Annotated in this window: 18 protein-coding genes and 2 pseudogenes; 8 read left to right on the forward strand and 12 right to left on the reverse strand. The window is 62.3% G+C overall.

The window, feature by feature from the left end:
- Positions 1–7: 7 nt before the first annotated feature.
- From NKH78_RS20825 to NKH78_RS20855, 7 genes and pseudogenes are all read left to right on the forward strand, one after another.
- Positions 8–409 (forward strand): annotated as a pseudogene (locus tag NKH78_RS20825) (ABC transporter permease); the annotation flags it as partial.
- A 121-nt stretch (positions 410–530) separates the two neighbouring features.
- A complete protein-coding gene (locus tag NKH78_RS20830) occupies positions 531–1,697 on the forward strand; it encodes an ROK family transcriptional regulator (protein WP_352506457.1) in 1,167 nt (388 codons plus the stop codon).
- On the forward strand, positions 1,694–2,458 hold the full coding sequence (locus NKH78_RS20835) for an ATP-binding cassette domain-containing protein (RefSeq protein WP_254817614.1): 765 nt from the start codon (positions 1,694–1,696) through the stop codon (positions 2,456–2,458). The genes NKH78_RS20830 and NKH78_RS20835 overlap by 4 nt, the downstream gene beginning before the upstream one ends.
- Before the next feature lie 39 nt (positions 2,459–2,497).
- The gene (locus tag NKH78_RS20840; RefSeq protein WP_254817613.1) at positions 2,498–3,538 is read left to right on the forward strand and encodes a sugar ABC transporter substrate-binding protein; all 1,041 of its coding nucleotides are present in this window, start codon (positions 2,498–2,500) and stop codon (positions 3,536–3,538) included.
- A gap of 162 nt (positions 3,539–3,700) precedes the next feature.
- Positions 3,701–4,695, forward strand: a pseudogene (locus NKH78_RS20845) (ABC transporter permease).
- Complete coding sequence (locus NKH78_RS20850; RefSeq protein WP_352738022.1) at positions 4,692–5,462, forward strand: SDR family oxidoreductase; 771 nt, start codon at positions 4,692–4,694, stop codon at positions 5,460–5,462. The pseudogene NKH78_RS20845 and the gene NKH78_RS20850 overlap by 4 nt, the downstream one beginning before the upstream one ends.
- Positions 5,459–6,115, forward strand: a complete 657-nt coding sequence (locus tag NKH78_RS20855; protein ID WP_352738020.1) for a GNAT family N-acetyltransferase — start codon at positions 5,459–5,461, stop codon at positions 6,113–6,115. Before NKH78_RS20850 ends, NKH78_RS20855 begins: the two co-directional genes overlap by 4 nt.
- Before the next feature lie 197 nt (positions 6,116–6,312).
- Here NKH78_RS20855 and NKH78_RS20860 read toward each other — a convergent pair whose 3' ends face one another.
- From NKH78_RS20860 to NKH78_RS20870, 3 genes are all read right to left on the reverse strand, one after another.
- On the reverse strand, positions 6,313–6,711 hold the full coding sequence (locus tag NKH78_RS20860) for a hypothetical protein (RefSeq protein WP_352883678.1): 399 nt from the start codon (positions 6,709–6,711) through the stop codon (positions 6,313–6,315).
- A gap of 234 nt (positions 6,712–6,945) precedes the next feature.
- Complete coding sequence (locus NKH78_RS20865) at positions 6,946–7,146, reverse strand: hypothetical protein (protein WP_352738017.1); 201 nt, start codon at positions 7,144–7,146, stop codon at positions 6,946–6,948.
- A gap of 351 nt (positions 7,147–7,497) precedes the next feature.
- Complete coding sequence (locus NKH78_RS20870) at positions 7,498–7,827, reverse strand: hypothetical protein (RefSeq protein WP_352883681.1); 330 nt, start codon at positions 7,825–7,827, stop codon at positions 7,498–7,500.
- Between the two features lie 50 nt (positions 7,828–7,877).
- On the opposite strand from NKH78_RS20870, the gene NKH78_RS20875 reads away from it, so the two are divergent.
- Positions 7,878–8,129 carry a hypothetical protein gene (locus tag NKH78_RS20875; RefSeq protein ID WP_352883970.1) on the forward strand — a complete coding sequence of 84 codons (252 nt, stop codon included), beginning with the start codon at positions 7,878–7,880 and terminating at the stop codon, positions 8,127–8,129.
- A 3-nt stretch (positions 8,130–8,132) separates the two neighbouring features.
- On the opposite strand, the gene NKH78_RS20880 is transcribed toward NKH78_RS20875, so the two are convergent.
- From NKH78_RS20880 to NKH78_RS20920, 9 genes are all read right to left on the reverse strand, one after another.
- On the reverse strand, positions 8,133–9,011 hold the full coding sequence (locus NKH78_RS20880; protein WP_352883683.1) for an ATP-dependent DNA ligase: 879 nt from the start codon (positions 9,009–9,011) through the stop codon (positions 8,133–8,135).
- A gap of 123 nt (positions 9,012–9,134) precedes the next feature.
- The gene (locus tag NKH78_RS20885) at positions 9,135–9,347 is read right to left on the reverse strand and encodes a hypothetical protein (protein ID WP_352704871.1); all 213 of its coding nucleotides are present in this window, start codon (positions 9,345–9,347) and stop codon (positions 9,135–9,137) included.
- Positions 9,348–9,396: 49 nt separating this feature from the next.
- Positions 9,397–9,909, reverse strand: coding sequence for a hypothetical protein (locus NKH78_RS20890; RefSeq protein ID WP_352883686.1), 513 nt, complete (start codon positions 9,907–9,909; stop codon positions 9,397–9,399).
- A 7-nt stretch (positions 9,910–9,916) separates the two neighbouring features.
- Complete coding sequence (locus tag NKH78_RS20895) at positions 9,917–10,246, reverse strand: hypothetical protein (protein ID WP_352883688.1); 330 nt, start codon at positions 10,244–10,246, stop codon at positions 9,917–9,919.
- A 16-nt stretch (positions 10,247–10,262) separates the two neighbouring features.
- The gene (locus tag NKH78_RS20900; protein WP_352883690.1) at positions 10,263–10,412 is read right to left on the reverse strand and encodes a hypothetical protein; all 150 of its coding nucleotides are present in this window, start codon (positions 10,410–10,412) and stop codon (positions 10,263–10,265) included.
- A 4-nt stretch (positions 10,413–10,416) separates the two neighbouring features.
- Positions 10,417–10,710 carry a hypothetical protein gene (locus NKH78_RS20905; RefSeq protein WP_352883692.1) on the reverse strand — a complete coding sequence of 98 codons (294 nt, stop codon included), beginning with the start codon at positions 10,708–10,710 and terminating at the stop codon, positions 10,417–10,419.
- On the reverse strand, positions 10,710–11,366 hold the full coding sequence (locus NKH78_RS20910) for a hypothetical protein (protein WP_352883694.1): 657 nt from the start codon (positions 11,364–11,366) through the stop codon (positions 10,710–10,712). The genes NKH78_RS20905 and NKH78_RS20910 overlap by 1 nt, the downstream gene beginning before the upstream one ends.
- Positions 11,363–12,496 (reverse strand): peptidoglycan-binding protein, encoded by a 1,134-nt coding sequence (locus NKH78_RS20915; RefSeq protein WP_352883696.1) that lies wholly within the window; start codon positions 12,494–12,496, stop codon positions 11,363–11,365. The genes NKH78_RS20910 and NKH78_RS20915 overlap by 4 nt, the downstream gene beginning before the upstream one ends.
- A 137-nt stretch (positions 12,497–12,633) precedes the next feature.
- Positions 12,634–13,011: a hypothetical protein gene (locus NKH78_RS20920; RefSeq protein ID WP_352883698.1), complete on the reverse strand. Its 378-nt coding sequence runs from the start codon at positions 13,009–13,011 to the stop codon at positions 12,634–12,636.
- Positions 13,012–13,025 lie beyond the last annotated feature (14 nt).

The raw sequence follows: 13,025 nt of genomic DNA on the forward strand, positions 1-13,025 counted from the left end.
TGCTCCCTTCGGGCTCGGCATGACGCCGAAGATCGTGATCGCGGCGGTGATCTGCTTCCTCCCGACGCTGGTCAGCATGATCCGCGGGCTGGACTCGGCCAGCGACAACGAGCACGAACTGTTCCGAGTGCTGTCGGCCACGCGCTGGGAGATCTTGTGGAGCCTGCGCCTGCCAAGAGCATTGCCGATGCTGTTCTCCTCGTTACGAATCGCTTCGGCCACGGCCGTGATCGGAGCCATCGTCGGCGAGTGGATCGGGTCGGACAAGGGCCTTGGCGCGCTCATCATCCAGGCGACCTTCAACTATCAATCAGATCGGCTCTATGCGGCGATCGTGCTGTCGTCGTCCTTGTCAATCGCGATCTTCGCAATCGTGGTTCTGCTGGAGCGCCGTGCCATCCGGTATTGACCATGCCTCTGAGCGGCCATCCGCCAGGTTCGCTCCGTACGGGGTGTCAATTTTATTTTTGAATTCCATTTGACTGAATAAATCTTCGGTGCCAGTCTGACCTCTCTCGAGGGCGCAAGGCATGGCACTGCGGGGAACCAATCAGGAGTTCGGGCGGCCGTATAATCGGCGCATCGTGCTCGAATCCATCCGCCTTCACGGACCGATTGCCCGCGGCGACATTGCAAGACGCGTCGGGCTCACCGTGCAGACGGTGTCGACCATCGTTCGCGAGCTGGAAGAGCACGGTTACGTGTTGTCGCTGCGCGAAGAGCCCAAGGGGCGCGGCCTGCCACCGGCGACGCTGCGCATCAATCCGGAAGGCGGCTATGCCGTCGGCATCCACGTCACCCCGCTGGGCATCAATGCCGCCCTGATCAACCTAAGCGGCGATGTTATCGAGAGCACCTACCGCGAAGCCCCAAATGCAACGCCCGACCACGCTTTCGACCTGATCGGCGCCATGGTGCTCGAATTGACGGCATTGCGGCCCGGTGGCCGCGTTCTCGGCATCGGCATGGCGCTGCCCGGACCGTTCGGCGTGGAGTCCATGAGCTTTGTGGGGCCGACCACCATGACCGGCTGGAAGGATGTGGCGCTGCGCGAGCGGCTGGCCGCCTCAACCGGGCTGCCGGCCTTTTTCGAAACCGACATGGCGGCGGCGGCTATCGGCGAGCGCCTCTACGGCCTCGGGACGGCATATTCCGAATATTACTATCTCTATTTCGGTGTCGGCCTCGGCGGCGTCATGGTGCATGATGGGGCCGCATTGCGCGGCGCCTGGGGAAATGCCGGCGAGATCGGCCACATTCCTGCTGTGCCGGGCGGCGAGCCGTGCCCGTGCGGCAATCGCGGCTGCCTCGAACGGTATCTCTCGCTCGAGGCGCTGCGGCGCCGCAAAATCGCCGACGCCGAGTGGGTGAGCGAGATTGCGCCGATATTCCGCAACGCCGTCACCATCATCGAAAACCTGTTCGACCCCGAAACCATCATCCTCGGCGGACTGGCATCCACCGACCTGCTCGAAAGGCTTGCCGGCGCGGCCGCGCACCTGCCCAATTCGGTCTCGGCGCGAAGCGATCGCACGACGCCCCGCGTCAGCGTCGCACGCGGCGGCCAGCATGCGGTGTTGCGCGGCGCCGCCGCACTTGCCGTTTCGGGGGTGCTTTCGCCGCGCTTCGGCCAGATCTTCACCGCCGAACGCGAACGCGGTCGGGATCTCTTGCATAACAAGGGGATCGCGGCATGAGTGAACCGCTGCTGGTGCTCGACAACGTCGCCAAGAATTACGGCGCCATCGAAGCGCTGAAAGGCATCAGCTTTTCGATCGGCAAGGGCGAAGTGGTGGCGCTTCTGGGCGACAACGGCGCCGGCAAATCGACGCTGGTCAAGATCATTGCCGGCGGCCTCGAGCCGACCTCCGGCCGCATGCTGTTCGAAGGCAAGGAATTCCTGGCCAAATCTCCCGCCGAGGCCAAGGCCGCTGGGATCGAGACGGTCTACCAGGACCTGTCGCTTTGCACCAACGTCGACGTGGTCGCCAATTTCTTCATGGGCCGCGAGATCACCAGGAAGGTTCTCGGCATTCCGGTACTCGACGAGCGCGCGATGGAGCAGGTGGTACAAAGGGCACTGGCCAGCGCCGGCACCCGCATTCCCTCGCTTCGCACCAATGTCGAGCATCTTTCCGGCGGCCAGCGGCAGGCCATCGAGCTCAATCGGTTCGTGCATTTTGGCGGCAAGCTGGTGCTTCTCGACGAGCCGTTCGCGGCGCTCGGCGTCGAGCAGACGCGGCGCGGCCTCGACATGATCCGCCAGGTGGCGAGCCAGGGCATCGGCGTCGTCATCATCACCCATATCATGCAACAGGCCTTCCAGGTCGCCGACCGGATCGTGGTGATCCGGCAAGGTGTCGTGGCTGGCGATGTCGCACGCAACAAAACAAGTCCCGACGCGGTGATCAACATGATCACCGGAGAGACGCTCGCCGGTGCCGGACCGGCGAACTGAGGGACAAATGAGGGGTCCGGCGCAAGAGGAGCGAACGACATGAAGAAAATACTTCTTTCCGTCTTCGGTATCCTGGCACTGGCCTTTGCCACGCTCACGCCGGCATTCGCTCAGTCGAAGGGCACCGTCTACTACATGGTGCCGACATTGCTCGATGAGTTCCAGACCGGCTCGGTGAGCGCGCTGGAACTGTTCCTGAAGCAGGTCGGTTACGAGATGAAGACGCTGAACGCCGACAACAAGACCGACGCGCAGCAATCGCAGATGAACGACGTCATCGCGCTGAAGCCGGCGGCGATCATCCTTGCCGCCGTCGATTTCAATGCGCTGAAGCCGTCGGTCGAGGCGGCCCGTGCCGCCGGCATCCCGGTCGTCGAGTTCGACCGCCAGATAACCTCGACCCCGTCCGACTTCACCTCGGTGGCCGGAACCGTCGAGATCGGCTACGTCGCCGCCGATCAGGCGCAAAAGCTGCTGACCGCGAAGAACGGCTCGGTGAAGGGCAAGATCCTGCAGGTGCTCGGGGATCCGGGCGACCCCTACACGCTCGACATCCAGAAGGGTTTCGAGGAGAAGATGAAGGCGTTCCCGGACGTCAAGATCATCTCGCTGCCGGCTATGCAATGGGAGGCCAGTAACGCCGGCACCATCGTTGCCGACCAGATGCTCGCCAACCCCGACATCGACCTGATCTTCAGCCACGCCGCGCATCTTTCGGTCGCCGCCGTCGCCTCGCTCGAGGCCGCCGGCAAGAAACCGGGCGACGTCATGCTGATGAGCTCGAACGGCGCTCCGGTCGGCCTCGACCTGATCCGCAAGGGCTGGCTCAATGTCGAAGTCGAGCAGCCGCTCTACGCCCAGGCTGCGGCGGTCGCGATGTTCATGGACAAGGTGGTCAACAAGCAGGAGATCAAGCCAGGTGAATATGACGTGCTTGGCCTGAAATCGACCCTGACCAAGGAAGCGTGGGGGCCGAACATCAAGATCCCCGGCGCTGCGATCACCAAGGAAAATGTCGATAACCCGGCCTTCTGGGGCAACATGAAGCCGCCGACCGAAACCATAAAGCCGGTCGAATAGCGAACTCGCCAGAAGCTCCGGGCCATGCCGGCCCGGAGCCCTGCCCTGCAGCTCCGGTGCGTTCGAACGGACGCGCACGGGAATGCTGCAGCAATTTTCAACCGCGCCTGATAGTCCGAAAACCGAGTGGTTTTTCGGGGTCGGCGCCAACCGGATCCTGAGATGAACCCCCGCACGCGCCAAACCCTCGAGTTCATCCTCGACAATCTCGTCTGGTTCATGCTGGTCTTCGTGCTGGTGGTCTTTTCCATCCTTATCCCGAACTATTTTCAGCTCGGCATCTTCGCCAACATCATCGAGGCGTCGAGCGTGCTCGGCGTCATGTCGATCGGCTTGGCGCTGTCATCATCGCCGGCCATATGGACCTGTCTGTCGAATCGGTGGCGGCGCTCAGCGCCATGGCGGTCGGCATTCTGTTCTGCTCGTCGGGCATCGGCCTTGGCATCCAGTTGCAGCCGCAATGGCTGATGGTTCCGGTTTCGCTGCTCATCGCCCTTGCCGTAGGCGGCCTCATCGGCGTCATCAACGGCTACCTGGTGGTCAAGGTGAAGATGAGTGCCTTCATCATCACGCTGGCCTCCTACATCTGGGTGCGCGGCCTGGTGCTGGTCATTTCCGGCGGCCGCTCGGCACAGGACCTTGCGCCGGCAATCCGCTGGTTCGCCATCCAGCGCCTGGGCGGCCTGCCGCTGACCGCCTGGATCGCCATCGCCTGTTTCATCGTCTTCTCGCTGATCATGGCCAAGACGCCCTTCGGCCGGCACCTGGTCATGATCGGCGGCAACGAGACTGCGACCTTTCGCGCCGGCATCCGCGTCAACCGCAACCTGGTCATAGCCTTCGTTCTCGCCGGCGCCATTGCCGGTCTTGCTGGCTGGCTGCTGGCAATCCGCACCTCCGGCGCAACCGCCAATCTCGGCGTCGGCCTGTTGTTCAATGCCTTCGCCGCGGTCGTCATCGGCGGCGTCAGCCTGAAGGGCGGCGTCGGCACCTTGCCCGGCGTCTATGCCGGCGTGCTGCTGCTCTCGGCCATCAACACAGCGATCAATTTGATGGGCCTGCCGGCCAACTTCACCCAGGTGATCCATGGCCTGCTGGTGCTCGCCGCCGTGCTGCTCGACGCATTCAAGCAGACCATTCGCCAGAGGCTGGCATGACCGGCCGTCTGGAAGATAAGGTCGCGCTGGTCGTCGGAAGCGCACGCGGGATCGGCAAGGCGATCGCACAGCGCTTTGCCGAGGAGGGCGCGAAGCTGGTCCTGGCCGACACCGAGGTTGAGGCCGGGCAAGCGACTGCGGACGAGCTTGGCGCCGCCTTCATTCGCACCGACATCTCGCAGATGGCCGATGCCGAGGCTGCTGTTGCACTGGCGCTCGACCGTCACGGCCGGCTCGACATCATGGTGCAGAATGCCGGAATCTATCCTTGGCAATTGCTGGAAAACACGAGTCCCGACGATTGGGACCGGGTCATGGCGGTGAACTTGCGTGGCAGCTTCATCGCCGCACGCGCGGCGCTGGTGCCGATGAAGGCACAGCATTTTGGCCGCATGCTGTTCACCTCCTCCATCACCGGCCCGCACGTCACCAGCCCCGGTCATGGCCACTATTCGGCGACCAAGGCCGGTATCAACGGCCTCATCCGTTCGGCGGCTCTCGAATTCTCGGCGTACGGCATCACCGTGAACGGCGTCGAGCCCGGCAACATCCTCACCGAAGGCATAGAGCAGCACCGCGGTGCGGCCTTCATCAAGAACATGGAAGACGCCATCCCGCTCGGCCGTCTCGGCAGCCCACGCGATGTGGCCAATGCCTTCCTGTTCCTGGCCTCGGATGACGCCGCCTACATCACCGGCACGACCATCATCGTCGACGGCGGGCAGCTTTTGCCCGAGGGCAAGGATTTCCGGCTGCTGCCGCCATGATCATCGATTTCGGCGGCGGTTTCTTCCTGCGCTGGGCGACCGCCGCCGATCATCCGGCACTTGCGATGATCTGTCTCAAGACCGGCGATGCTGGCAAGGACGCCAGCGGCCGACAGGACGACCCGGACCTGCTCGGCCTGCTCTACACCATTCCCTACCAGGCCCTCGAACCCGATCTGGCCTTTATTATCGATAGCCCGACAGGTGCGGCCGGCTATCTGCTTGGCGCAGCCGAAACAGCCGCTTTCAATGCCAGCCTGGCATCAGACTGGTACCCGGACCTACAGCGGCGCGTGGCAGACCCGGGACCCGACAGCTCACGCTGGCGTGGCAGCGACTGGGCGCGGCACCGGGTCCATCATCCCGATTTCGCTGTCCCGCCTGCGCTGACCGCCTATCCGTCGCACGGCCATATCGACCTGTTGCCGCAAGCGCGCGGGAAAGGCATCGGCAGGCGCGCGATGGCCTTCCTCGAGCAGCGCCTTGCCGCGAGCGGCTCGACCGGCATTCACCTCGAAGTCATGCCGGAGAACGATGGTGCGCTGAAGTTCTATAAGGCGATTGGATTTGAGGTGGTGCAGGACGCTGATTCATCGAAGCGTTGTGTTTATGTGGCGAAACTGATCGCTCACGCTCCGGCGATTGCAGGCTGATCTGCGACAAGCCAATCGCCTAAGTTGCAAAGAACCGGGAGGCCGATGGAAGTACAATGCTGCCGTTCTGCAGCAGCCAGTTGCCCCGTGTGAACACCTTTGCCGCGGGAACGAAACCTTCCTCGCGTGGTCCACCGCAGACACGAAAGTCACCAGCATCAACACAGTGCGGGGCTAATTCGAGTGTGGCGGAGCGGCTAGTTCACTGTGGGCGGCAGGGGAACATTCGCGACCGTTTCCCCGGCCACGATCGAGAACACATAAAGCAGATAGATCGCTAACACCAACAGCGCGAGGAATGAGCCGCTGGCCAAGATTCCCGCAATCGTGGCGCGGCGATACGGTTCGCCTTTTTCCTTCTTGAAGGTGTCTTCTGCGCTACGGGTTGTCTCCACAACCCGTTCGCCCGGAAGCCGGTTTCCTTCAGCCTCCTTAGATATCTTATCGGCGAGATCTCCTGCGATCACCGCATCATCCGCAAGATGACTCGCAAGCCATCCAGGAATATTTTCGCGCCCGCCCATGCTCATATGCAAGTAAGATTTTAGCTTTCTTTTGTGCTTCCTTAAATTACTGTAGGTTTTATCTTTCGGCAATCGTTTGCCACCCAGGTAGCCAGCAGATCAGACTTAGGTCCCACGGGAAAGGCAGTTCGATCAGACCAAAGTCCTACTGTTTATGCGCCCACCCCGGACTGTGAAGCGGTTGGGAGCGGAGATACCGCCGCAACCACGAAACCACTAGTTGCGTCGATCGTGTGCCGGGACAACTCAGTATCGAAGGGTCCATGTGCACGACGGGGACCTTAGCGTCGACAAACCACGTGCCTATTAGCCAATCTCGATACCATCACTCTCGAGACGCCTGCCCTGGCTCTGCGACCTCTTCAGCAGTGAATGTGACGCCTCGATCAGCCGGCGCGACAGGGCGATCGTGTAGCGAAGCTCTTCAATCAGCGCGGTTCCGTGTTCAGTAGCCTGACGGGCACGTGCTGCCTGGTTATTGTCGGGCTTCCGAGGGAATTCTTTCACGCTCCGACCTCCAAACGATGCCAATATTATCGCGAAGACCAGTGCCTGGGCAACGAAGAAGCCCGCCGCATCTTTCCGATGCGGCGGGGCGATCAAGCAGAATGATAAGGGATGCCAGGTAGTTGCGTCTACCAACCGCCAGTTGGACGATTTTCTGACAGTGCAGGCGTGCGAACCGGACATTGCAAAAAGACAATGCCTGAATGGACACGTCGATGGAAAGTGGTGGGCGATGACGGGCTCGAACCGCCGACATCTTCGGTGTAAACGAGCGTTCAAACCGCAGAAATGGCGGCTTTCCGGGCTTTTCTGTGCCGTTTGTGCCCAGCTATTTCCCCTGAAACTGGGCGCTTAGGCCCCGTATCTGGGCGGTTTCTGGGCGCGCGGTCCGTCAATGCGATGGCCCATGCCGGAGACTTTAATGTTGTCCGGTGTATAGGTCAGGCCGACGGCTTTGCCGCCGCACTTCGCACACCTCAGCTTCGGAATGAGATCATCAGCCATCGCCGGCGCATCCGGACCGAGCTTCGCTTTCAGCTTCTCTAGATTGAGCGTCTGATTATGGTGGCATCGCGAATTGTGGCAAAACGCGATGAGCCGCATCTTGCCATCGATCAAAGATTGTAGTGTCCAGCCTTTCGCCATCCGGTCGATATAACGCTGGCCCTTGACGAATGCCAAGCCCGCGGCATCATCCCGGTGACATGGCAATCTGAAAAGGCATGTTCGTCATGAAACCTGGACTCCTTGAAGAAGTTCCGTGGTCGGACTCCATCACGGTTTACGATAAAGAGAATTTCACCATCTACCTGCAGATCTTGGACGCCTGCGCCGACAGTGCCAGCGTAGAGGAGATGGCAGATCTCATTCTCGGCATCGACCCGGCTCTTGAACCGGTGCGCGCCAGCAACGCTGTTCGCAGCCATATTGACCGGGCGAACTGGATTGTGACGACAGGCTCCAAGCACCTGTTCGCCGGCTGACTGCTATTCCTCATCGCTGAAGCCGAGCAGCGATGCATGGCGTATGTGGCTGTGATCGCCACGGAGATGCTTGACGCGCAGCTTTACGCCAGGCTTGACCCACTGCGTCGCCGGCCGCTTCTTCATGGCCTCTGGCGGTGGGCCGGCGTGCTCCCGGACGCGCTTCAACAGCCTATCTTTCATGTCGCGGCCCAAGGTGATGAAGGCGGTACCGAGATATTTGCCGGTGCCGGGATCAGCCAGCAACGCGAATGCCGCCTTGCCCGGCTCGCGCTCGACGCCGAGCAGTTCGAATTCGTCGATGGTCCAGCTCTTTGTCTTCAGCCAGTTCGACGTCGGGCCGCTGCGATATTTGCTGTCGGCGCGTTTTGATACGACGCCCTCGAGTCCGGCCTGGTCGGCCAAGTAGAAGATCGACTTGGCGTCACCGGGTATGGCCTCGCTGAACTGGATCCTGCTGTTCGGCTTGATGATGCTGTAGAGCATTTCCCGGCGCGCTTTGCAGCCGATGTCGCGCAGGTCGTGGCCGTCAAGATGCATGATGTCGAAAGCGCCGAGGTACATGGCATAGGGATCGCTGTGGACGGCTTTCTGGAGCGCGTTGAAATCGGGCAGCCCGGCTTTGTTGGGGACGACCGCCTCGCCCTCGATGATGGCATTCTCAACCTCAAGCTCCCGCGCGGCTTCGGCGACGCCCTTGAACTTGCTCGTCCAGTCGGCACCGGATTTGGTGAAGACACGGATGTCGCCCGGGCCATTGATGACGACCTGGGCGCGGTAGCCGTCGAGCTTGATCTCATGAATCCAGTCGTCACCCCCCGGCGGCTTGGCGACCAGCTTCGGCTCCATCGGAGGAATAAACGCCAGCCTGGCCCCGCTCATACAAACCCCACGCAATGCACCTATTCAATAAACTTTGAACGTTTCGGTTCCTTGAACGCAAAAAGCCCGCCGCACCTTTCGGTACGGCGGGCGATCATCATAGTGCTGGTGCCGGGAGAATGATCAGCTGGTCGCGGCGGCTTTCGCCGCTTCGATCTCCTCGGGCGTAGCCTGGCGTTCGAACACTTCAAACACAGATGGGCCGCCGTTGTTGTGCGGAAGGCCGAACGACTTTTCAGCCGGGAAGCCTGGACCGACCGTGCCGGACTCCACGCCGTTGATCTTGATGGTCGAGACGTAGTTGCCGTTGGTGTTCACCTTGATGGTCGTGGTCATGTAAGTGTTTTCCTTTGGGAGATTGCCCGGAGCCGCCGGGCGCGGATTGCTAAGGCGCTTCCGGCGTGAGCGGCGTCAGCGTCGCGGGCGCCGGCACGATGTCGAAATAGACGGTCGGCGCCGTCACCACGATCGGGAAGGCCAGCTTCTGCAGGATGTTGCAGGTGTAGGTGAAGCGCGCCTCGTAATGCGCCCGGCCGAGCGACGTGGCCAGCGGGATGGTGATCGAGCGCTGATAGGTCTCGCGGCCCTCCGGCGGATAGCCGTCGATCAAGGGCCGGCGGCCGACCGTGTAGGTCGACGGCACATGCACGGCGCCATCCGAATCGGTGACGTAGCGCTCGACGGTCGCCGCGCAGATGCGGTTCTGGATCACCGTGTACTGGACGTCGAGCACGCCGCCCTGCGGCACCTGCGGCGTCAGCACGCTCGCCGTCTCGAAGACGATGGGCGGCTCGCGGTCGATCAGAATGGTCACCAGCCATGCCAGGAGCACGGCAAAGGGCGAAGCGACCAGCGCCGAGCGCCAGTCGAAGGCGCGCGTTCGTTCCAGCACCGTCATCTGGCCCTCATTTGATTGACCTCAGATAGGGCGCCAGCAGCGCCCATACTTGGTTCAGCGCCACCAGCACGGCGGCAAGCCCGAGCACGAATTTGGGCGCCGAGCGCAGCGTCTTATTGAAGATCACCGAGCGGGTGACGATCCGGAAGCCCGCCTCCCATTTGTCATCGGGCAGCTTCAGGAACTGGTCCAGCCGGTCCATCTGCTTCTTCGACAAATGACTGATCTGGATGATACGTTCGCGCTCTTCCTCGTTGCATCGCGCCACCATTTCGATGGTGCGCTTGTCGAGCTCCCGCCAACGCTGCGGCAACGCCAGCGGATCTGTTTCCGGCATCGGTTCTCCCGCCCAATCAGGATTTCAGTTCGGCGCGGCGCGCACCGCTCGCCTTTGAGTGGCGATCGCATTCGCCGGGCTTGTAGAGGCCGATCGCGCAGCCCGGCGCCATCGTGCGGTCGATGCGGTTCTGATCCTCGACCGTCTTGCCCTCAGCGCCCGCCAAGCTGTTACCGAGGGCCAAGCGTAGCGCCGGAACACCGCTGACGCCGGAAGTCCCACACCCCGCCAGCAGTAATGCAGTCGTCAAGAGACCGGCTGGCTTCAATGCCTTTGCGAATCGCATGCTGGTTGTCCTTTTCGATCTGGTCGCGCACTTCCTGCGCTCCCCAATGCTTGATGAGCTCGTAGCCGCCAAAGGCGGTGCCGGAGATCGCGAGCAGCATGACGGCCCATGCCAGGATGCAGGCGAGCGGGCGTGGAACGCCCACAAAGCCGGCGACGATTCCGATGAGCGCGGACATCAGCAATCCCTCAGGACGCCGTGATGCAGGAACCCGTGAAAGCCTGGAACCGCTATCGAGCCCGCCCCTGCCGCGCAGGTGTTGCCGTCCTTGTCGACATGCAGCGTGCCATCCTCAGGGCGGCCATGGCGGACCCAGCAGGAATGCTCGCTTTCGTCCGGCTTCGTGCAGTTACTGGCGCGGCTATCGATATACCAGTCGTGATTGCCAGGCAGTTTCACCACGAGCGATCGATGATCAGGACCAACCATATAGCCGGAGCCGGTCGGACCCTCCCGGCGACGCTCGGAAATCCACCATGCGTCCCAGCAGCCGCCGACAGGCACCTTATCGAGCGTAGAGCGTTCCCCTGTCGCCTCGCAGATGTAGATTTGCTTGCCGAAGAGCTGATGCGGATCGTCGTCGCCGAACGGTCGACCGCAGGCATTGCAGGCCTTCGGCCAGCGATGGTCGCCGTCGGCCGGCTTTCGGTTGTCCCTGTCGCCGGCGATATAGCCATCCTTGGTGTATAGGATGTCGGCTTCGCCAAGTTCGAACATGGCATTGCAATAGCCGCCCGTCGCCGAGCATTTGTGCTGGTCGCTCGACGTATACCGGCGAAGCCACTGGCGCTCGCTATCAGTCGGCTCCCACCACGATATCTTGACCTCGCTCATCGCCGTGCCCCGCTCTGGAACGCCTCGACGCCCTTGGCCTCACCGTGGCGGGCAATGAGATATAGCCCGCCGGCAACCACGGCGATCCCCAGCATCCACACCCAGCCGGGCACGTCGCCGGCGGCATCCTTCACCGGCTGCATGACGCCGGAAGCCTGGTCGAGATTGCCGAGAATGCCGTCAAAGAAGCTGCCGATCAGCGCAAAAATGCTGGCGAAGAAAGCGCCGACCTTGGTCAACCAGTTCGTGCGGACCTCCGGCACCTTTTCGCGCACGACGTCTGGCGTGGCATCGGTGCGCGCCGGCGCCAGCACGCGCGGCTTGGCCTTCTGCAGCGCCAGCAGCAGATCGTCGTCGATGCCGTCGCCGTCCGGCAAGCCGTTTTCGGCGCGGAAGGCGCGGATCGCGGTCGATGTCATTGTGCCGCCCTTGCCGTCGACACCGCCGACCTCGGTGTAGCCGAGATCCTTCAGCTGCTGCTGCACGCGCGCGATCGTTTCCTTGGCCGGAGCGTCCGCAGTGGCTGGCTCTGCCGCCACGGGCGGGGCCGCAGGAGGCGTTGCGGCGACCGGCGGCTGCGGAGCGGCGGCCGTCGCGCCTCCCGCGGCCTTGACCTTGTCAAGCATTGCTTCGACCCGCTCCGGAGCGAGCAGGGCCTTGTTCAGCCTGGCGCCGGCATAATAGGTCTCGCCACGGGCCACCTTGCGATGCGCACCCTTGGTCGCCTGCAGCACCGGAAACGACGCCCATTCCTGCGCCAGCGCCAGGCCGAAGGCGGTACGAGAGCGCCGGCCGGCGATGAACTCGGTAAAGCCGCGTTCCTTGAGCAGCTGATAGCCGAGAGCTTCCTGCATCGGCCCGTCCATCAGTTCCTTGCCGATCAAGCCCAGAACCTTCTTGAGACGCTGAAGCGTCGCCTTCATGAACTGCAGCTTGCCGCAGGCCGAGCTACCGAACCGCTTCGTCCAGCTTGAGCCGGCCGCGATCACCTCGTCGATCGTCATCCTGGTAAGCGGCTTCGGCAGCTTGGCCTGGTTGTTGCCGTACACGGTATCATAGCCGTGCGGCGCCTCGATGCTTCCGATGAAGTCGAGCAGCATCGCCGCTCCCCTGGGAACGTTTCGGTCCATAGCAGTTCCTTTCCGCCCTCACGGGCAGGTTGCTGGATTAACTTGGCTGCGGGGGTTGAGCGCCTAATGGCGTTGCGGATTAGAAGCGGAAAGGAAAAGACCGCCGAAGAGACCTTTGCCTTCGAACGAATCTCGGGTCAGTAAATGCAGGCCTTGTAGGTGCCGCCAGCCTGGGCGGGAAGGCCGCAAAGCAGCCCCGTCTCTACGAGTTTTGCCGCAAGATCGGTGCCATCAGGCAGGAAGCATTGCACGACGATTGCGCCATTGAATTTCGGCGCCGTCCTGCCATCGCAAGGCGTCTCCAGCCCGACAGGCTTGCAAGTGAGGGTGTTCCCTTGAAACGTCTGCACCGCTGTCGCCGCGTCCCTGGCCGACACGATCGGTCTTGGCTCAACGCCGCACAGGACGATCTTCGTGTAGTACGTGGTATAGAGCGACATGTCGTCCAGCGAACGGACCGTGAGCCTGCCGGTCATAGGCTTAAGTGCCGCCGGCTTCACTTCGACGTGCCTCACGTCAACGCCCATCC

This window comes from Mesorhizobium sp. M0910 (assembly GCF_040319465.1).
Taxonomy (GTDB): Bacteria; Pseudomonadota; Alphaproteobacteria; order Rhizobiales; family Rhizobiaceae; genus Mesorhizobium.

Coding starts and splice junctions, on each gene's coding strand:
- NKH78_RS20830 (WP_352506457.1), top strand. CDS start 531: ATGGCACTGCGGGGAACCAATCAGGAGTTCGGGCGGCCGTATAATCGG.
- NKH78_RS20835 (WP_254817614.1), top strand. CDS start 1,694: ATGAGTGAACCGCTGCTGGTGCTCGACAACGTCGCCAAGAATTACGGC.
- NKH78_RS20840 (WP_254817613.1), top strand. CDS start 2,498: ATGAAGAAAATACTTCTTTCCGTCTTCGGTATCCTGGCACTGGCCTTT.
- NKH78_RS20850 (WP_352738022.1), top strand. CDS start 4,692: ATGACCGGCCGTCTGGAAGATAAGGTCGCGCTGGTCGTCGGAAGCGCA.
- NKH78_RS20855 (WP_352738020.1), top strand. CDS start 5,459: ATGATCATCGATTTCGGCGGCGGTTTCTTCCTGCGCTGGGCGACCGCC.
- NKH78_RS20875 (WP_352883970.1), top strand. CDS start 7,878: ATGAAACCTGGACTCCTTGAAGAAGTTCCGTGGTCGGACTCCATCACG.
- NKH78_RS20880 (WP_352883683.1), bottom strand. CDS start 9,011: ATGAGCGGGGCCAGGCTGGCGTTTATTCCTCCGATGGAGCCGAAGCTG.
- NKH78_RS20885 (WP_352704871.1), bottom strand. CDS start 9,347: ATGACCACGACCATCAAGGTGAACACCAACGGCAACTACGTCTCGACC.
- NKH78_RS20890 (WP_352883686.1), bottom strand. CDS start 9,909: ATGACGGTGCTGGAACGAACGCGCGCCTTCGACTGGCGCTCGGCGCTG.
- NKH78_RS20895 (WP_352883688.1), bottom strand. CDS start 10,246: ATGCCGGAAACAGATCCGCTGGCGTTGCCGCAGCGTTGGCGGGAGCTC.
- NKH78_RS20905 (WP_352883692.1), bottom strand. CDS start 10,710: ATGTCCGCGCTCATCGGAATCGTCGCCGGCTTTGTGGGCGTTCCACGC.
- NKH78_RS20910 (WP_352883694.1), bottom strand. CDS start 11,366: ATGAGCGAGGTCAAGATATCGTGGTGGGAGCCGACTGATAGCGAGCGC.
- NKH78_RS20915 (WP_352883696.1), bottom strand. CDS start 12,496: ATGGACCGAAACGTTCCCAGGGGAGCGGCGATGCTGCTCGACTTCATC.